Origin of the sequence: Brevundimonas sp. TWP2-3-4b2, from assembly GCF_049897345.1 — a bacterium.
Lineage (GTDB): Bacteria > Pseudomonadota > Alphaproteobacteria > Caulobacterales > Caulobacteraceae > Brevundimonas.
This window is the reverse complement of the sequence record NZ_JAFCWB010000006.1, coordinates 33045-50336: the sequence shown is the minus strand read 5'-3', so window position 1 is coordinate 50336 and position 17292 is coordinate 33045. Positions and strand designations below refer to the sequence as shown.

At 65.8% G+C, this 17292-nt stretch carries 17 protein-coding genes, 1 tRNA gene and 2 pseudogenes; 6 read left to right on the top strand and 14 right to left on the bottom strand.

Going from position 1 to position 17292, the window contains the following annotated elements; all coding sequences use genetic code 11:
- Positions 1-6: 6 nt before the first annotated feature.
- A complete protein-coding gene (locus tag ACP7AS_RS11980; RefSeq protein ID WP_426029089.1) occupies positions 7-447 on the bottom strand; it encodes a biopolymer transporter ExbD in 441 nt (146 codons plus the stop codon).
- 163 nt (positions 448-610) lie between these two features.
- The gene (gene folE / locus ACP7AS_RS11975) at positions 611-1228 is read right to left on the bottom strand and encodes a GTP cyclohydrolase I FolE (protein WP_426029088.1); all 618 of its coding nucleotides are present in this window, start codon (positions 1226-1228) and stop codon (positions 611-613) included.
- 92 nt (positions 1229-1320) lie between these two features.
- Here folE and cysS point away from each other — a divergent pair, with 92 nt between their 5' ends.
- Together cysS and ACP7AS_RS11965 are read left to right on the top strand one after the other, a co-directional pair.
- On the top strand, positions 1321-2730 hold the full coding sequence (cysS, locus tag ACP7AS_RS11970; protein ID WP_426029087.1) for a cysteine--tRNA ligase: 1410 nt from the start codon (positions 1321-1323) through the stop codon (positions 2728-2730).
- A gap of 1745 nt (positions 2731-4475) precedes the next feature.
- Positions 4476-5204, top strand: a complete 729-nt coding sequence (locus ACP7AS_RS11965; protein WP_426029086.1) for a hypothetical protein — start codon at positions 4476-4478, stop codon at positions 5202-5204.
- Between the two features lie 308 nt (positions 5205-5512).
- On the opposite strand, the gene ACP7AS_RS11960 is transcribed toward ACP7AS_RS11965, so the two are convergent.
- From ACP7AS_RS11960 to ACP7AS_RS11950, 3 genes are read right to left on the bottom strand one after another with little or no spacing between them, the layout of a single operon-like run.
- Positions 5513-5728 (bottom strand): hypothetical protein, encoded by a 216-nt coding sequence (locus ACP7AS_RS11960; RefSeq protein WP_426029085.1) that lies wholly within the window; start codon positions 5726-5728, stop codon positions 5513-5515.
- Positions 5725-6186 carry a hypothetical protein gene (locus ACP7AS_RS11955; protein ID WP_426029084.1) on the bottom strand — a complete coding sequence of 154 codons (462 nt, stop codon included), beginning with the start codon at positions 6184-6186 and terminating at the stop codon, positions 5725-5727. Before ACP7AS_RS11955 ends, ACP7AS_RS11960 begins: the two co-directional genes overlap by 4 nt.
- 38 nt (positions 6187-6224) lie before the next feature.
- Complete coding sequence (locus ACP7AS_RS11950) at positions 6225-8012, bottom strand: tetratricopeptide repeat protein (RefSeq protein WP_426029083.1); 1788 nt, start codon at positions 8010-8012, stop codon at positions 6225-6227.
- 130 nt (positions 8013-8142) lie between these two features.
- Between ACP7AS_RS11950 and flbT the strand changes: the two genes are divergently transcribed.
- From flbT to ACP7AS_RS11935, 3 genes are all read left to right on the top strand, one after another.
- Positions 8143-8565, top strand: a complete 423-nt coding sequence (flbT, locus tag ACP7AS_RS11945) for a flagellar biosynthesis repressor FlbT (protein ID WP_426029082.1) — start codon at positions 8143-8145, stop codon at positions 8563-8565.
- Positions 8525-8893 carry a flagellar biosynthesis regulator FlaF gene (flaF, locus tag ACP7AS_RS11940; protein WP_426029081.1) on the top strand — a complete coding sequence of 123 codons (369 nt, stop codon included), beginning with the start codon at positions 8525-8527 and terminating at the stop codon, positions 8891-8893. The genes flbT and flaF overlap by 41 nt, the downstream gene beginning before the upstream one ends.
- Positions 8894-9093: 200 nt before the next feature.
- On the top strand, positions 9094-9924 hold the full coding sequence (locus tag ACP7AS_RS11935; protein WP_426029080.1) for a flagellin: 831 nt from the start codon (positions 9094-9096) through the stop codon (positions 9922-9924).
- Positions 9925-9979: 55 nt separating this feature from the next.
- Here the strand turns inward: ACP7AS_RS11935 and ACP7AS_RS11930 are convergent.
- From ACP7AS_RS11930 to ACP7AS_RS11895, 8 genes and pseudogenes are all read right to left on the bottom strand, one after another.
- Positions 9980-10126 (bottom strand): annotated as a pseudogene (locus ACP7AS_RS11930) (hypothetical protein); the annotation flags it as partial.
- Between the two features lie 24 nt (positions 10127-10150).
- Positions 10151-10367: pseudogene (locus ACP7AS_RS11925) on the bottom strand (hypothetical protein); the annotation flags it as partial.
- A gap of 25 nt (positions 10368-10392) precedes the next feature.
- A complete protein-coding gene (locus tag ACP7AS_RS11920) occupies positions 10393-11025 on the bottom strand; it encodes an exopolysaccharide biosynthesis protein (RefSeq protein ID WP_426029079.1) in 633 nt (210 codons plus the stop codon).
- Positions 11026-11138: 113 nt separating this feature from the next.
- Positions 11139-12302, bottom strand: coding sequence for an isovaleryl-CoA dehydrogenase (locus tag ACP7AS_RS11915; protein WP_426029078.1), 1164 nt, complete (start codon positions 12300-12302; stop codon positions 11139-11141).
- Positions 12303-12348: 46 nt separating this feature from the next.
- A complete protein-coding gene (locus tag ACP7AS_RS11910) occupies positions 12349-13722 on the bottom strand; it encodes a glycoside hydrolase family protein (RefSeq protein WP_426029077.1) in 1374 nt (457 codons plus the stop codon).
- Between the two features lie 176 nt (positions 13723-13898).
- Entirely contained in the window at positions 13899-15311 is a 1413-nt protein-coding gene (gene mgtE, locus ACP7AS_RS11905) for a magnesium transporter (protein ID WP_426029076.1), read from the bottom strand.
- 61 nt (positions 15312-15372) lie between these two features.
- Positions 15373-15459: transfer RNA gene (locus tag ACP7AS_RS11900), tRNA-Leu, on the bottom strand.
- Between the two features lie 173 nt (positions 15460-15632).
- Entirely contained in the window at positions 15633-15929 is a 297-nt protein-coding gene (locus ACP7AS_RS11895) for a FliM/FliN family flagellar motor switch protein (protein ID WP_426029075.1), read from the bottom strand.
- Between the two features lie 30 nt (positions 15930-15959).
- Between ACP7AS_RS11895 and lipB the strand changes: the two genes are divergently transcribed.
- Positions 15960-16676 carry a lipoyl(octanoyl) transferase LipB gene (gene lipB / locus ACP7AS_RS11890; RefSeq protein WP_426029074.1) on the top strand — a complete coding sequence of 239 codons (717 nt, stop codon included), beginning with the start codon at positions 15960-15962 and terminating at the stop codon, positions 16674-16676.
- Positions 16677-16696: 20 nt separating this feature from the next.
- On the opposite strand, the gene ACP7AS_RS11885 is transcribed toward lipB, so the two are convergent.
- Positions 16697-17173: a DUF805 domain-containing protein gene (locus tag ACP7AS_RS11885; protein WP_426029073.1), complete on the bottom strand. Its 477-nt coding sequence runs from the start codon at positions 17171-17173 to the stop codon at positions 16697-16699.
- Between the last annotated feature and the right edge of the window lie 119 nt (positions 17174-17292).

Here is a 17292-nt window from a genome sequence, read left to right as displayed (position 1 = left end):
TGAGCCCTACTCGATGTCTTCGTTCAGCAGGCCGACCTTGTAGAAGCCCTGCTCCTGGAGGGCGTTCATGACCTCCATGAACTGGTCGTATTTCACTTCCGGCTGGGCGCGGACGAAGACGCGCTCTTCCTTGCAGCCCGGATTGCCGCCACCGAGGGCCGCGCAAACGTCGGGGATCAGGGTTTCGATGGTGGTCTGCTTTTCGGCGATGAAGATCGAGCCGGTGTCCTGGATGGTGACATAGACGGGCTCCTTCACCACGCCCGGGGGCGGCGGCGTTGCCGGCGGCAAGTCAAGGCGGATCGAAACAGTGGCCAGCGGCGCGGCGACCATGAAGATGATCAGCAGAACCAGCATGATGTCGACGAACGGCGTGACGTTGATGTCCGCGTTCTGCTCGATGGTCTTGCCGCCCTGGCCACCGGGACCTGAAAGTTTGGAGCCCATGTGCTTCAGTCTCTCCATCCGGCCCGGCGCGTGTGCGGCGAGCGTAAGCTATGACGTTCGGTTCGTCTCTTGGCGTCCCGCAACTCGCTTGTAAAGCGGCTTCGGGCCCGTAGAGGTTCCGGAGCGCTGCGATTGCGCGAAATACGCCTCAGGGGCGAGCCGATCAGCCCTTCGCCAGCTTCAGGAACCGGTCCTTCAGCGCGGCGTCGGCCTTGAAGGCCCCTGTGAACCGGGTGGTGATGGTCGAAACATGGCGGTGGTGCACGCCGCGGGTAGTCATGCACTGATGTTCGGCATCGATCAGGATGGCAACGCCGGCGGGTTGCAGGTGGGCGTCGATGGCGTCGGCGATCTGGTTGGTCAGCACTTCCTGTGTCTGCAGGCGACGCGAGAAGATTTCGACGACCCGGGCCAGCTTGGAGATGCCCACGACCTTGCCCGTGGGGATGTAGGCGACATAGGCCTTGCCGAGGAACGGAGCCATATGGTGCTCGCAGTGGCTCTCGACCTCGATGTCGCGCAGCAGGACCATGTCGTCATAGCCCTGCACGTCCTCGAAGGTGCGGCTCAGCTCCTTCTCCACATCGGCGTCATAGCCGTCGAACCATTCGCCATAGGCGTCGACGACGCGGCGCGGCGTGTCGACCAGGCCGGGACGGTCGGGATTGTCGCCGGCCCAGGCCAGCAGGGTGCGTACGGCCTCCAGCGCCTTTTCGCGCGAGGGGCGCGGGGCGGGGTCGTTGTCTCCAACCAGAACCGGCTTGACGGGGGTAACGCTCATGATCGTTCTCGACGCTGTTCGCTTGTGCGGCAGGACGGCTATATGGGACGGCAGGTCCGTCCTGCAAGAAAACTGAAAGCTGCCGCCTCACTATGTCGCTGACCCTCCACGACACGTTGCACCGCGAAAAGCGGGTGTTCACCCCCCGGGATCCCGACCGGGTGACCCTCTATGTCTGCGGCCCCACCGTTTATGACTATGCCCACATCGGCAATGCCCGGCCGCCTGTGGTCTTCGATGTGCTGGTTCGCCTGCTGCGCCGGACCTATGGACCGGGTGCCGTGATCTATGCCCGCAACGTCACCGACGTGGACGACAAGATCAATGCGAAGGCGGCGAAGGAGGGCACGCCGATCGGCGACGTCACCGCCCGGTACGAGGCCGCCTATCTGGAGGACATGAGCCGGCTCAACGTCTCGCCGCCGGACATCGCCCCCCATGTGACCGATCACATGGACGCGATCGTCGCCCAGATCGGCGCGATCATGGACCAGGGCTGCGCCTACGCCGCCGAAGGGCATGTGCTGTTCGACGTCTCGTCCTATGAGACCTACGGCCGGCTGTCGGGCCGGAATCTGGACGACATGATCGCCGGGGCGCGCGTCGAGGTCGCGCCCTACAAGAAGAATCCGCACGATTTCGTGCTGTGGAAGCCGTCGAAAGAGGGCGAGCCGTCCTGGCCGTCGCCCTGGGGCGCGGGCCGCCCCGGCTGGCATATCGAATGCTCGGCGATGATCGAGGAGACGCTGGGCCTGCCGATCGACATCCACGGCGGCGGCATCGATCTGGTGTTTCCGCACCATGAGAACGAGATCGCCCAAGGCGTCTGCGCCCATGGCCACGCGCATTCTCCCGACGCCCATGCGGAATACAGCCGCTACTGGATGCACAACGGCTTCCTGACCGTTGACGCGGAGAAGATGTCCAAATCGATCGGCAATGTCCTGCTGCTGCACGATCTGGTGCAGGCGATCCCGGGCGAGGTGGTGCGCTGGGCCCTGCTGAGTGCCCACTATCGCCAGCCGCTGGACTGGAACCAGTCGCTGCTGGACCAGAGCCGCAAGGCCCTGGACCGGCTGTACGGGGCCCTGCACCGGGCCGCCGGCGTCCCGGCAAACGGCGACGAACCGCCCGAGGACTTCCTCAAGGCCATCGAGGACGACATCAACACCCCGGGGGCCATGGCCACCTTGTTCGCCCTGTCCAGCGAGATTGAACGCGCCATGACGGCGGGCGACGAGGGCGTCGTCGCGCGGGCCAAGGGCGAGCTGATCGCCGCGGCTGCCATTCTGGGCGTGCTTCAGGCCGATCCGGCGACCTGGTTCGACGCGGGCGTGGACGACGCCTTCAAGGCCGAGGTCGAAACATTGCTGGAACAGCGCGCTGCGGCGCGCGCCGGCAAGGACTGGCCCGAGGCCGACCGGATTCGCGACCGGCTGAACGCTCTCAAGGTCGTGGTCATGGATGGTCCGACCGGCGCGACCTGGCGGGTCAAGGGGTAGGGTCAATCGACACTCAGCGGACCCGCTGAACGCCCATCAAACACCGTCTTTCCGGGGCCGCGGAGCGGAACCCGGAATCCAAGGGACCGGACTCGGCACGGGATCGTGGGGCGGCCGGCGGCTTCCAGACGCCTGGATTCCGGGTTCTTGTCCCGGCTACGCCGGTCCCAGCCCCGGAATGACGGGGGAGGGAGAAGGGGTGCCGACGTTTGAATGTCGATTGAACCTGGACGTCGGTCGCGTTCGGGCATGCGGATGCGGCCTCTCTGGCGAGGGGCGTGGGAGGCTTGGCGGAGCGCCCGGGCCTTCGCCCGGATGATCGAGATTTGAATACCGTTTCGGCGAAAGACAGACGCTCCGCGCGGCTGGTTTTCGACACGCCGGGGCCGTCGCCTGTTGTTGGCAGGTGACCCGGTCCGCGCGCCGCTGGCAGGGACGGCGACGACCGTCTCCTGGACCGGACGGGGGTTGTTCCCCGTCCCTTGACCTGGGGGCGTTGCAGCCTCCGGGCCTCCGCATCCGGATCGCTCCGTCACGGCCCGCTCCCTCCGCTCCCGCCGCCGCTTCGGTTCGCCGGCCGAGCGAGCCTCCCTGCGACGGGACGGGAAGCAGTGTCGCACGGGGCGGAGATGCGGCTGGGAGATGATGGTGGTTCAGACTTTATATCATTATCGATCAATTGGTTAGCCGAAAGAACCTGTATGGCTGAGCGTTTATTGCTCGCACTTTTCTTTCGTCATCCTCCGGCGAGCCCCCGGGTCCGAGCTTCGCTTGGCCCGAGGACAGGCTCCGCGAGACCGGGGGACCCAGCGGCGCCGAAGGTGATCTGTTCACGCGGCCTGGTTGCTGACAAGGTCCGCGACAGGTTCGCGCTCTCGCGCGCCGCTGGGTCCCCCGGTCTGCGCCGCGAAGGCGCGGCTTGCCGGAGGATGACGAAAGCAGGGAAACGGTGAATTTCCGTCATTAAAAACACCGTGCATCCCCGCGAAGGCGGGGACCCAGGTTTGAGCGGCCACGGGACGGGCTGAATGAACCCCGGCTCAACCCGACACCGGCGGTGAGGCCAAAGCCTGGGTCCCCGCCTTCGCGGGGATGCACGGATGAGACGGCACCGGCGGTTTTGCCGGACGGTCTGGCGGAGACGCAGGGACGTGCCGTGTCCGAAACCGGATGCTGCTGACGCGTTGATCTCAATGATGCAGACCTGAATCTGTGTACCAGACCCGCTACCCGAGATCGGCTCCTGGCGAAGCCGTCGACTGTCCGGTATCGGCAAGGAAGGTGATGTCGGCTCCCGACCCATAGTGGACGTTACGCCCTCGTGTCGCGGTCGTCGGTTAGGCTACCCAAAACCAAGCCACGTTAACGAACGCGCCGACTACGAAACCTAAGAAGACGGCTGACCAGACGCTCATACTCATCGCTAAAAGCGCGGCTGCGATCATGGAGAAGAGCAGCCACCGGATCAGCACGAGCCGCCAGAGCCTTCGAAACCATGACGGATCGTAGCCATTCCCGATGTTCATGATTGAAGGTTTTCGGCTCTGAAGCCAGCCTCCGTCAACAGCCGCTTTCCACCTTCAGGCGACTGTCGGCTGCCTACCTGTAGCGGACATTGCAACCGACGCTATTGCCTCAGCCTCCCACACGCATAGAGTGACGTTCGGGGAACAGCACTCATGTCAGAGCCTACACCGGACCCGCCTCCGAAGCGGAAAATCCGAATTTCGATCAGCCGACAGAGAATGGTCGAGTTTACCGTCGTCGTCTTGGGGGTGCTTGTCGCCCTTGGCCTCGAAAATCTCGTTCAGGAGGCCCGCTTCCGCACAGACGCACGCGACCTCGAACGCGCGTTCGTTGACGATGTGTCGCGCGCAGCCTTCCTTTCTCTGGAGCGTCAGGCCGTAACGCCGTGCCTCATCCAAAGATTGCGTGTGCTCTCGGAGCGGGTCGATGCGGCGACCGGGGATCTGGAGCCTGTCGAGGCTTCATCAAGCGGGTTCGGCTTCGCCACCCCACAAATCTATCGTTCGCCCACCCGCCTCTGGGTGACTTCAAGCTTTGATCGCGCCCTGGGCAGTGAAGCATTCAAACGCATTCCTGCCGACAGGGCAGTGGAGTACGCGTCCCTGTTTGCCCAGATCAGGAAACAGCAGGAACTCAATGATGCGGAGTTCCTCGCCGCCATGGGCCTCGCTCCGCTCGCCTACAGTCAGCTGAACATGGACGCCGAAGTTCGCGCCGACGCGCTTCAACAGATTTCCAATCTCGACCGCCATCAAGCGCTTATCGCAACCGCGAGCGAACAGATCGTGGAGAACGCCCTTTCCCTACAACTGATCGGCAAGGACGTGCGTCAATTCCTCGATGACGATGAGGGTTTTCCGGAATACCGTTCCGAGATGATAGCCGCCTATGGCGACTGTCTTGACTTCACGGCCATGGAAAGACTGCTGACACCCGACGCTTCATAGCGAGGCTGACAGGCGCGGTGTGTGTGCCCAGCATTGAAGGCCGCTCCCCCCCCCCCCCCCCACAGCGGACGTTTCGCGTGTCCGCGTTCGGTGCCCGAGGTGCTTGTACCGTGGTGTTGACCCTTGTTGGCCTTCACGCGCGGCCGTGCCCGGGCGGCCTGGCCATCCCGGGGAGGGGCTTTACAGGCGCAGGTCAACCCGTCGGGCGGGCCCCGCGTGAGACACGGGCTGCGGTGGTTTCCGTCCCGACCGAACGACGTCCATCGCCCCCCCCCCCTGCACCCCCAGGGGCAGGGGACACCGCGGCTTCAGGTGATCCGCTTGGCCGAGACCGGATCGCTGGCGGGGAAGGTCTCTTCCAGACCCTCGTCCACAAGGGCTTCCTGGCGGTCCTCCGACTCGCGCTGCGCCTCGCGCAACTGGTCCGGCTTGCCGTGTTCGGGCGGGGCCTTGCGGGCGTAGGGGGTGTCGGGGTTGTCGTCATCGCGGGCGGTCGGCAGCGTGTGGTCGGTTGGGCCGGTCATGTCGGCTCTCCTTGTTTCACGGGATGGTCGTCGTCGGCGTCAGGGCCGTAGCCCAGGCTGGCGATATCGTCGTCCGAGAGGCTTTTGGCCTCCCAGTGGGCGGCGCTGGCCTGGGCCCCGCGGACATTGCGCATCAGGCCGGTATAGACCAGCTCGACCTCGTCAGGGCCGCGGCCGCCCGCGCTCTCGCCGTCGATCTCGGTCAGGCGTTCGCCGTCAAGGCCCAGCAGGGCGTCGGCCTCGGCCTCGATACCCGAAGCGCCCTGGACTTCGTCCAGGTCGTCCCCGGCGTCTTCGTCGAATTCTTCCTCGTCGGCGTCGCCGGCGGCCTGGGTGACGTCGAGGACCGGATCGGCCTCGTCCAGCAGGATGTCGCCGTCGCCCTCATCATCGATGTGGGTTTCGTCATAGACTTCCGCCTGGTCCTGATCGTCCGGATCGTCGTCGCGTTCGGGCATGAGACGGTCTCCCTGTTCGGAAGATCAACGCCCCGCCGCTATCCGGCGTTCCCGACTTCGACCGCTTCATCCAGCGCCGTGCGAACCCGTTCGATCGCGCCCTCCCAGGCGTCGAAACTGTCGCGCGGGAAGAATTTCACATGCGGATAGAAGGGATATTTGTCCGTCGCCAGATAGTGCCAGTCGTCCGGCGCGGTGATCATCCAGGCCGTGCCCCCGACGGCGGCCGCCAGATTGGTCCCGGCGATGCCCGGACCGATCACCACGTCGAGGGCCACGGACAGGGCCGCGACATCCTCCAGATCGTCCTTCAGATTGATCGGGGGGGTCCAGATCGAGACGCCCGCCGCCTCGGCCGCCGCCAGATCGTCTGTGACGTCGCCGCACTGCAGATTGACCATGACGGTGCCCGGCGTCTCCAGCACGGGCCGCCAGCGGTCGAAGCTGGAGAAATAGCGCGCGCGCGCGCCCGTCAGCACCAGACTCTTCCAGTGCAGGCCGACCTTCAGGCCCGGACCCAGCTTTTCCAGCTCGGTGCGCCAGATGGCGACCTTGTCCGGATCGGCCTTCAGATAGCCCCGTCGATCGGGGAAGCGGTCGATCGAGGGGCGATAGACGGCCAGCAGGGACGCCATGGGACTCCACAGATCGACCTCGTCCTCCATCTCCTCGACGAAGGGCACGTAGCGGGTGATCCGCCCCTCCAGCTTGACGGCCCTGTGGGCGCCGAAGATCACGGTCGGATACGCGCGCTGGAACATGCCGATCAGGCGCGGTTCGACCGCGGCGAAGACCTGCCCCTCCGGCCCGACGGCCTCAACCGCGTCGCCGATGCAGGTGCCGAAGACCATCTCGTCGGCGATCCCCTGTTCTCCCACGATCAGCAGCCGCCGGCCGCGAACGTCCTGGGTTTTCGGATCCCAGCGCGGGGCCTTCACGGCGACCCGCATGGCCTCGGGCAGGTGGGGGTCGAGCCGCACCTCATAGGCCTCGAACCCCTCGGGGATCCGGCCCAGGGTCATCAGCAGCATGGCCCGCGCCATGGTCATCATGGCCCGCTCATAGGGGCTTTCGGCGCCGGGCAGGGCCGCGTCCAGATCTTCCAGCGCCCCGAGCGCGTCGCCCAGCGGCTGACGGGCGTTGGCGCGGTTGTAGCGGGCCTTCGAGAAGCCCGGATCATGCCGCAGCGCCTCCTCGAAGAAGGTCAGGGCCGTGGTCATGTCGCCCTGGTCGCTCAGCACCGTACCCAGGGTATTCCAGAGCACCGGCGATTCGGGCTCGACACCCAGCAGGGCGCGCAGGGTCTCGACCGCGTCGCCATAGCGCTTCTGGTCACGCTGCACGCAGGCCAGATTATTGGTGGCTTCGATATGACCGGGATCGCCCCCCAGATATTTGAGGAGCAGTTTCTCGGCGATGTCGAGATAGCCCATCTGCTGCGCCAGCCGGCCGAGGTCGTGGGCGACGTCGGTCTCGTTGGGCAACAGCTTCAGCGCCGCCTCATAGGCCAGCAGGGCCTGGCCGAAATCACCCGACTTCTCGCGGCAGATCGCCAGGACATGCCAGGCCAGTCCGCTGGTCTCGTCAATCTGGAGGGCGTCCAGCGCCCGTTTGGCACCGAGCGCAAAGTCGCCCGCGCGAATCGCCATCAGAGCCGCCTTCAGCTTCTCCAGACTCTTGCGCTGGGCCTTCACCGCCAGTTTCGGACTGGCCAGCTGGCGCGACAGCTTTCGGATGGCCTCGGGCGAGGCGGAATCGCCCACCATTCCCTGTGCCGCGAGGCCCGGAGCGTGGACGAATTCTGAAGCCAGATCGGCTGCGGACATGGACGATTCCCGAGGTGATGCCCGAGGATGGCCGCCGGGTCACAAGACATGGTTAACCACGCCTGTTTAACCTGTGTTTGTTCCCGGCTTCCTAACGTCGCCGCGAGCCTGTCAGGAGACGCTCCCGCCCATGCCGCTCAAGCTGTCGCTCAAACCGGGCGAGAAATTCGTGCTCAACGGCGCGGTCGTCCAGAACGGCGATCGGCGCGGCGTGCTGATTCTTCAGAACAAGGCCTCGGTGCTGCGCGAGAAGGATATTCTGCAGCCTGATGACGTCAAAAGTCCTGCGACCCGGGTCTATTTCCCGGTCATGATGATGTACCTGGACGAGGCTTCGGCGGCCAAGGTCTATGATGAGTTCGCCCTGCGCCTGACCGAGTTCATGAGTGCGACCCGCAATCCCCAGGTGCTGGCGGACTGCATTGCGGCGTCACGTCACGTGATGGCGCGTGAATACTACAAGGCCCTGATGGCGGCCCGGAAACTGGTGGATTACGAGGAAGGGCTGGCGAATGTCGCTGCAGGCGTACAAGACCGCGGCCACGCGGGCTGAAAACCCGCGTGAAACGGAATACCGGCTGTTCGGCCAGGTCACCCGGGCGCTGATTCACGCCTCTACGGTGGATCCTTCCGACGTGCCCACCCGGATCGACGCGCTCGACTGGAATCGCCGGCTCTGGTCGGCGCTGGCGACCGATTGCGCCAATCCGGACAATGCGATGGACAAGAGCCTGCGCGCCCAGATCATCTCGATCAGCCTGTTCGTGAGCCGTCATTCGTCCGCGATCATGCGCGGCGAGGACGATTTTGAAGCCCTGATCGATATCAACAAGATGGTCATGCAGGGTCTGTCCGGCCCCGGAGCCGCGCAGGCTGCCTGAGCGCCGGGGGTAGGCAAGGCTGGGCCTGCGGAGTCGGTCAGACCTGCCGGGCGACGCCCGGACATCCGCCAAGTCTCTGAAAAGATTGACACAGGATGGGGCCGGAAACCGGCCTGATCCTTGCGTGTACGTGCGCGGACCAGAACTGGTTCGACGGCCAGAAGGCCGTTCTTCACCCGACCAGAATGGAAGGACCGCCGATGACCATGTCGGTTAATACGAACACGGGCGCGCAAATCGCGCTCCAGAACCTGAACGCCACCAACGCGTCCATGTCGCAGGTGCAGAACCGGATCAGTACCGGCAAGTCTGTCGCCGGCGCCAAGGACAATGGTGCCATCTGGGCTATCGCCCAGGGGCAACGCGCCGATATCGGGGCGCTGGGAGCGGTCAAACAGTCGCTCGATCGTGGCATCGCCGCGGTCGATGTGGCCCTGGCAGCGGGCGAGACGGTCTCAGACCTCTTGCTCCAGTTGAAGGAGAAGGCACTCTCGGCGACGGATGCGTCACTCAAGACGTCGGCCCGCGCTGCACTGAACGAGGATTTCAAGGCCCTTCGCGACCAGATCGCCACGGTCACGTCCAATGCGGAATTCAACGGGGTCAACCTGCTGAAGACCGGAGCGACGGGGTTCCAGGCACTGGCCAATGTGGCGGGTACGTCGTCGATCACGGTCGGCGCCGAGGTTCTGGCTCTGGGTGGTGCGAACGTGACGATCGCGGCGACGCAGTCGATCGACACCCTGACCAAGGCGGCGGCCTCGCTTACGGCCGTTACCACCTCCATCGACAAGGTCTCGGCCTCGCTCGCGCGGCTGGGCACCAAGTCGAAGGCGCTCTCGACCCACCTGACGTTCGTCGGCAAGCTGTCGGACGCGCTGGAGGCGGGGGTGGGCAATCTGGTCGATGCCGATCTGGCGAAGGAAAGCGCCAAGCTCCAGGCCATGCAGACGAAGCAGCAACTGGGGGTTCAGGCTCTGGGTATCGCCAATCAGACGCCGCAGCTGGTGCTGTCGCTCTTCCGCGGCTGACGGCTACAGGTTCTTGCAGACGCCGGAGGGGGAGACCTCTCCGGCGTTTCGCATTTCAGGCGGCCAGCCCGATCCAGCGGGCCAGACCGCCGAAAATGACCAAGCTCGCCACCGCCAACAACCAGCCGAAGATCAGGATCGCGCCGTCGCGTGACATGAGGTCGAGGCCGAACAGGATCATGGCGATCCCGAACAAGGCCTTCCCCCCCGGGCGGCCAGGGCACCAGGGTGACGAGCGACAGGCCCAGGATCAGGGCCCCGAAGCCGCGTTCCCCAAGGCTTTCCACCACTTCTTGGAGCGTCAGCCGGGGTCCGACACCCTGACCGGGATCATTGAGGACCTGCGAAAAGGTGCGCGCCCCGGCGTGGGGATGGGAGGTGGGCTTCAGCGCTCCGCGCGAAAAGGGAACCCAGCCGTGGGCGCAGGGATGCGCCAGAGCCACTGACGCCTTGCTCGGCGCTGCGGTTTCAGACGAGGCCGCCGACCCAGCGAAGGGCGTTTTCCAGTCCCGTGGCGATAAGCTGCCAGGCGACGAACAGAATGGTGCCGCACAGCGCGGCCCCGATCCAGCCGAGCAGGATCACGATCCCGTCGCGCTGGGTCATCCCATAGCCGAAAATGGCGATGGTGATCGCGGGGGCCATGTTGCCGAAGGGAATCGGCAGGACGAGGATGAAGGCCAGAATCGAACAGATCAGTCCGATCGCCATTTCCGATGTCGGACCGGTCATGGCCAGGAGCCGGGGCCGGGACAGGCGTTCGATCTGGCGCAACGGCCGGATGATCCGGGCGCTGGCCTTGCGGTAGCCCGCACGGTCGATCGAGCCCTTAAGCGCCCATCGGGGCAGCCAGATCTGGTCGCTTCTGACCAGCACCTGCAATGACACCAGAAGCAGCGGCGCACCGAGAACGGTGGTCGAACCCGGGGGCAGGGGCAGGGCGTTGATCAGCCCCAGAAACAGCAGCAAGGCCCCGAAGCCGCGCTCTCCGAACGCATTGACCAGTTCGCCGAGGTAGAGCTTCGGCTCGTCCCTGGCACCGAGGTCCTCAATGACCCGGGAGAAGGGGCGGGCGTCGCTGTGGTAGTCGTAGTCGGGCATCGGCGACGGGTGTCCGGACGGAGTGAGATGCGATCTAGGCACGACATTGTGACAGCGCCACTTAACAATCGTCCATCGACACACGCGCAATCCCGGAACACGCGAGCGGTTCCCTAGCCGCCCAGCAGTTCCCGCCCGATCAGGAAGCGTCGGATCTCGTTCGTCCCCGCCCCGATGTCATACAGTTTGGCGTCGCGGACCAGACGTTCGACCGGCCATTCCTTCGTATAGCCTGCACCGCCGAGGGCCTGCACCGCCTCGAGGCTGACCCTTACCGCGTTCTCGGACGCCAGCAGGATCGCGCCGGCCGCGTCATAGCGGGTGGTCTTGCCGGCGTCGCAGGCGCGGGCGACGGCGTAGACGTAGGTCCGGGCCGAGTTCAGGGCCACATACATGTCGGCGACCTTGGCCTGCATCAGCTGGAAGCTGCCGATGGCCTTGCCGAACTGCTTGCGCTCGCGGACATAGGGCAGGACCACGTCGAGGGCCGCCTGCATGATGCCCAGCGGCCCGGCCGCCAGCACCGCGCGCTCATAATCGAGCCCGCTCATCAGCACGCCGGCACCGCCGCCGACCGGACCCATGACGTTCTCTTCCGGGACTTCGCAGTCCTCGAACACCAGTTCGGCCGTGTCCGAGCCGCGCATACCCATCTTGTCCAGCTTCTTGGAGACGCTGAAGCCCTTCATGCCCTTTTCGATCAGGAAGGCGGTGACGCCGCCGTTGCCTTCGCCGGTGCGGGCGTAGACCACCAGGGTCTCGGCGTGCGGGGCGTTGGTGATCCAGAATTTGGTGCCGTTCAGGACGTAGCGGTCGCCCTGTTTGCGGGCCTGGGTGCGCATCGACATGACGTCGGAGCCCGAGCCGGCCTCGGACATGGCCAGCGAGCCGACGTGCTCGCCGGAGATCAGCTTCGGCAGATATTTCCGCTTCTGCTCTTCCGTACCCCAGCGGCGGATCTGGTTGACGCACAGGTTGGAGTGGGCCCCGTAGGCCAGACCGATCGAGGCCGAGGCGCGCGACACCTCCTCCATCGCCACCACGTGTTCGAGGTAGCCGAGGCCGAGGCCGCCGTATTCTTCCTCGACCGTGATCCCGTGCAGACCCAGCTCGCCCATCTCGGGCCACAGCTCGCGCTTGAAGGCGTTAGTCTCGTCGATCTCGGCGGCCAGGGGCGCCAGGCGGTCGGTCGCCCAGCGGGCGGTGGTCTCGCGGATCATGTCGGCGTTTTCGCCGAGGCCGAATTCCATGGATTGGGGGGCGTTGGGAATGCTCATGGCGGGGGGCGTAGCACCACGCGCACCGGAGGCAAAGTCAGTCCGGCTAGCCCCAGCGGACGTAGAGGTTCCACGACGACACGCCGACGCAGATCACGCCGATCAGGGCCAGGGCCCAGGCGATGACGGTGGTCTCGCCCATGGGCGAGGGCTGTTCAACAGCCAGGCGGAAGGCGGCCGCCGATGCGCCGCAGGCCGCCAGGCCCACGCCGCCCATGATCAGGAAGGCCCCGGTCTCGCTCCAGTCGAACCGGCGCGGCTGGGCGGGCTCGATCTCGTGACGCAGAACCGACAGCGTCGGCTCGTCCTCGAAGAGAACGGTTTCCCTGTTCGCGGCCGGTCCGGCGCGGTCTTCTTCGGGCCAGACGGGACGTTCGGTCGCAGCGATGTCGGCTTCGGTCAGCGGGGTCAGGACCAGCGGCTGGTCCATGGGCGGAAACGGCGAGGTCACCGGACCCGGAGACACCAGCGGAATCACTGGAGAGGTTTCTGCCGGCTCAAAGGCAACCGTTGCCGGCTGGTGCTCGAACGCCGGTGGCACCTCAACAGCGGCTTCGCCAGCAGCCTGGACGGGCTCGTCGGGGTCCACGGCGGCGGGAACGGGCGCTTCGTCGGCGGGCGCCTCAACAAGGGCTGCGAAGCCGGGGAGGGGGCCGATGATCGCGGCCCCGTAGGGCGAATAGCGGCCGAACGGGACAGCGCTGGTGGGGCCTGCCAGCGGCAGGGTTGGTGTCAGCCCGGCCGGCTCCGGCACCCCTTCCTCGCCGGATGAGGATTCGGTTTGACCCGTTTCGCCCAGCAGTGCGGCGACAGCCGCGGCGCGCGCATCGGATGCGACGCTCCCGGCGTCGATCACCGGGGTCCGCAGGGCGGGATCGGCCACGACCTCGCGGAACACATCGCCACTCCCGGCCGCGATCTGCGGGGTCGGCAGCGGCGCGGCCAGCAAGTCGGCGAGCGTCACCGCGGCACCCGGATCGGCCACGAACAGGGCACGTTCCGCAGCGCGGCGGCGCAGACGGGCATCGGGTGACGACGGCTCGGGCCAGCCGATCAGGGCGTCGGCGGCCAGCCCGGCCTGGCCCTCGTTCAGCCGCTGAAGGACGTCCGAGCCGAGGAACCGGTCGACTCCGACCGAGATGGAGAAACTGGCCAAGGCGTCAAATTGATGCTGGTTCAGGCCGACGGGCGCGCGCTCGTTCAGCGCCTTCACCACCGGCATCAGGTCGTACTGCAACAGCAGTTCCGCGTCCTGCTCGCCCACACTCAGGCCTTCGCGGGCCGAGGCCGTGTGGCCATAGCCGATGACCCAGCGCCCATCCCCGGAGCGCACGGCGTGCGGCCGAAAGCCCTCGAAACTCTTGATGAGGACGACCCCCTCGCGGGAGACTTTCAGACGTGGCGTGGTCGCTTCGGACACGGATTGACCCAAATCGAGACGGGCTTGCTCGCCCGTTGAGAGAACCAGCAAGGGCCGGACCATGCTTGTTTCGGGTCGAAGGACCCGAACCCGGAAAATGGTCCAGCATCATGCTGGAGCGAAATCCGGGCCGAGCTGGACGACGTCCAGCTCGACCGATTTCGCTCCGGCCGCGATCAGATCAGGACAAGCGTGGCGAGACCAAGGAAGATCAGGAACCCGAAGAAGTCCGTGGTCGCGGTCACGAACACCGCCGAGGACACGGCCGGGTCGAACTTCAGCTTCGACAGGGTCACGGGCGTCAGCACGCCGACGGTGGCTGCGACCAGCAGGTTCAGCACCATGGCCGCCGCGATGACAGCTCCGACCCGCCAGTCCTGGAACCAAAGTCCCGCCGCTGTCCCGATAAGCGGTGCCAGCACCAGCCCGTTGGCAAACCCCACCACCAGTTCGCGACGGAAGGTGCGCGAGGTATTCGAACTGTTCAGCTCGCGGGTCGCGAGGGCCCGCACCGTGACGGTCAGTGCCTGGGTGCCGGCATTGCCGCCGATGGCCGAGACGATCGGCAGCAGGATGACAAGGGCGACGACGTCCTTGATCGTCCCCTCGAACCACGAGATCACGATGGAGCCCAGCACCGCCGTCGCGAGGTTGATCGCCAGCCACGGCACGCGGCCGCGCACGATTTCCGACACCGATGAACCCCGGTCCTCGTCAGACACGCCGGCCAGACGCAGGATATCCTCGCGGTTCTCTTCCTGGATGATGTTGACGATGTCATCGACGGTGATCTGGCCCACCAGCCGGCCCGCCGCATCGATGACCGGCGCCGAGATCAGGTGGTATTTCTCGAAGATGTAGGCGACCTCTTCCTGGTCCTGGTCGACGGCGATCTCGTTGATCGGCTCCATCAGGTCGACCAGGGCGACGGAACGTGGGGCGCGCAGCAGGCCGCTGACCGGCAGGCCGCCCACGGGCTTGTTCGACGGGTCAACGACATAGATGTCGAAGAACAGCTCGGGCAGGTCCTCGCCCTGTTTGCGGATGTGGTCGATGGTGTCGCCGACGTTCCAGAACGACGGCGCGGCCATGACCTCGCGCTGCATCAGGCGGCCGGCGGAATCCTCGGCATAGCGCAGCGAGCTTTCGATCGCGGCGCGGTCGACCTCGGGCATGGCCGCCAGCACCTTCTCGCGCTGGTCATCTTCCAGGTCTTCGACCACGGCGGCGGCGTCGTCGGAATCCAGTTCCTGCAGCGCCTCGGCCAGAATCAGGTGCGGAACCCGCTCGAGCACCTCCTCGCGGATATTGTCGTCCAGCTCGGGCAGGGTTTCGGCCAGCAGGTCTGCCGGCAGCCACAGCACCACGACCGCGCGGTGTTCGGCCGTCAGGAAGCCCATCAGATCGGCCACGTCGGCCGGGTGCAGGTCTTCGAGCAGGGAACGGAGCTTGGGGCCGTCGCCGGCGTCGGAGGCATCGACGACCTTTTCGACGAAGGACGCCGTCAGGACGTAGTCCTCGTCGAGGGCGTCGTGGTCGATGTCGTCGTCGGGAGAAGGCGGCAGGGGGGCTGTTGCGGTGGTAATCACGCTCGGCCTCCCCTGTTTATGTCAGCTCAAATTCCAGCCGAAATTCGCCCTGTTGTTTCGATGGTGCGGTCGAGAAGACTCGAACTTCCACTCCGGTTAAGGAACAGCGACCTCAACGCTGCGCGTCTACCAATTCCGCCACGACCGCTCGCATCGGAGGGGGGCTGATAGCGGAGGTCGGCGGGGAAGGGAAGGGGAGAAGTGAGTGGCTGGTGGCTGGTGGCTGGTGGCCAGTTTGAGCCGGCTTCGCCGAGGGGCGACTGGACGGGAATTCTGGTTCGTGGCCCGACCTAGTCACTAGTCACTAGCCACTAGCCACGACTAGGCGGCACCCGCCATGAAATCATAGACGTCCGCTGCCCGCGTCACGGTTATGGCGATGCGGTCTTCGCGGATCTCGATCTCGCCGCGGGCCACCGGGTGGTTGTTGGCCAGGATCCAGACCTCGTCCGTCTCGGAGGCGTCGAGCGGAATCACGGCCCCGCGGCCCATCCGCAGGAGCTGGCTCATGGGCAGTACGGATCGCCCCAGGACGACCGAGATCTCGACTTCGACGGCTTCGATCTGGCTCAAGGGGGACTCTGATACTGGCTCTGACTGGGCGGTCTGGACTTGCATGGTGCTCCCGGTCCCCACATTGGAGGCATCATGCTTTCCCAAGCCTTAAGTTCAGCCGCGTCAAAACTGGTTCGCGCCGATGGTCGGCCGGTCGAATGGGCGGTCTCGAAGGGGCTGGTCGGCTACGAGGCGGCCGTGGCGGCCATGGAGGCCCGGGCGGCGGCCATCGCCGCGGGCGAGGCGGCCGAACTGGTCTGGTTGCTGGAACATCCGCCGCTCTACACCGCCGGTGTTTCGTCGAAGGACGACGATCTGCTGGATGCGACCCGGTTTCCGGTTCACCGGACGGGGCGGGGCGGGCAGTTCACCTATCACGGGCCCGGTCAGCGCGTGGCCTATGTGATGCTGGACCTGAACACGCGCGGGAAGGATGTGCGGGCTTTCGTGCGCGGCCTGGAGCAGTGGGTCATCGGTGCCCTGGGCGAGTTCGGCGTGCCGGCCGATGTCCGGGAGAGCCGGGTCGGGGTCTGGGTGGAGCGGAAAGGGCCCGGCTGGTCACGCGAGGACAAGATCGCCGCCATCGGCGTCAAGGTCCGCAAATGGGTCAGCTTCCACGGGATCAGCCTGAACGTGGAGCCCGATCTCAGCCATTTCGGTGGCATCGTGCCGTGCGGCATCGCCGAACACGGCGTGACCAGCCTGGTCGATCTGGGCGTGCTGGCGACGATGGACGAGGCGGACGAAGCACTCAAGGCGAGCTTCGGGCGGGTGTTCGGGGCTGTGGTGGATGGCGTGGGACTGATTTGAGACAGCCCTGACCGATGACGTCAGGCCTCTGCCGGGGAGGCACCGCGGGCTGGCTGCAGGCCGCGCCCGCGAGGCGCGGGCGCGTACTGGTTTGCAGCGGCGTCGCCGGGCAAGAGAATCAGGACGGCGAAGACGGCGGGGACGCCCACGAAGGGGATGATTGAAATCCAGGCATAGTAGCCCGGCCGTCCGATGTCGTGCAGGCGGCGGGCCGTCAGGGCGAGGAATGTGCCGAACATGCCGACAAACAAGAGACCCAGAACAAGATAACGGATGGCCCAGGCGTCGGTCGCGTGAACCGCACGATCCACAGCGGCACCATAGGCCTCGTAGTTGCCCTTCAGAAGCTGGTCGAGCATCAGGCCGCTCTCTGCAAAGCCGGATAGACCCAGAACCACCGGTTGCGCCAGCAACAGCGCGATTGCCCAAGCTGGCAGCCAGAGAAAATAAGGCAGGCGCGAGAGTCGACCGTCGACGCGGAATGGGTGGTGGGTCATGGCAACCTCCGTGCCTACCGAAGGTAGCCGACGTCGCCAAAGACACAAGTGTGCTGGGCCTCACTCTGCCGAGCCCAGACGCAGTCCGTTGTTAACCCGGACGTGTGAAGGGTGGAGTC

Excerpts from the sequence above, each read along its gene's own strand:
- ACP7AS_RS11980 (WP_426029089.1), bottom strand. The coding sequence starts at position 447 with ATGGGCTCCAAACTTTCAGGTCCCGGTGGCCAGGGCGGCAAGACCATC.
- folE (WP_426029088.1), bottom strand. The coding sequence starts at position 1,228 with ATGAGCGTTACCCCCGTCAAGCCGGTTCTGGTTGGAGACAACGACCCC.
- cysS (WP_426029087.1), top strand. The coding sequence starts at position 1,321 with ATGTCGCTGACCCTCCACGACACGTTGCACCGCGAAAAGCGGGTGTTC.
- ACP7AS_RS11965 (WP_426029086.1), top strand. The coding sequence starts at position 4,476 with ATGGTCGAGTTTACCGTCGTCGTCTTGGGGGTGCTTGTCGCCCTTGGC.
- ACP7AS_RS11960 (WP_426029085.1), bottom strand. The coding sequence starts at position 5,728 with ATGACCGGCCCAACCGACCACACGCTGCCGACCGCCCGCGATGACGAC.
- ACP7AS_RS11955 (WP_426029084.1), bottom strand. The coding sequence starts at position 6,186 with ATGCCCGAACGCGACGACGATCCGGACGATCAGGACCAGGCGGAAGTC.
- ACP7AS_RS11950 (WP_426029083.1), bottom strand. The coding sequence starts at position 8,012 with ATGTCCGCAGCCGATCTGGCTTCAGAATTCGTCCACGCTCCGGGCCTC.
- flbT (WP_426029082.1), top strand. The coding sequence starts at position 8,143 with ATGCCGCTCAAGCTGTCGCTCAAACCGGGCGAGAAATTCGTGCTCAAC.
- flaF (WP_426029081.1), top strand. The coding sequence starts at position 8,525 with ATGTCGCTGCAGGCGTACAAGACCGCGGCCACGCGGGCTGAAAACCCG.
- ACP7AS_RS11935 (WP_426029080.1), top strand. The coding sequence starts at position 9,094 with ATGACCATGTCGGTTAATACGAACACGGGCGCGCAAATCGCGCTCCAG.
- ACP7AS_RS11920 (WP_426029079.1), bottom strand. The coding sequence starts at position 11,025 with ATGCCCGACTACGACTACCACAGCGACGCCCGCCCCTTCTCCCGGGTC.
- ACP7AS_RS11915 (WP_426029078.1), bottom strand. The coding sequence starts at position 12,302 with ATGAGCATTCCCAACGCCCCCCAATCCATGGAATTCGGCCTCGGCGAA.
- ACP7AS_RS11895 (WP_426029075.1), bottom strand. The coding sequence starts at position 15,929 with ATGCAAGTCCAGACCGCCCAGTCAGAGCCAGTATCAGAGTCCCCCTTG.
- lipB (WP_426029074.1), top strand. The coding sequence starts at position 15,960 with ATGCTTTCCCAAGCCTTAAGTTCAGCCGCGTCAAAACTGGTTCGCGCC.
- ACP7AS_RS11885 (WP_426029073.1), bottom strand. The coding sequence starts at position 17,173 with ATGACCCACCACCCATTCCGCGTCGACGGTCGACTCTCGCGCCTGCCT.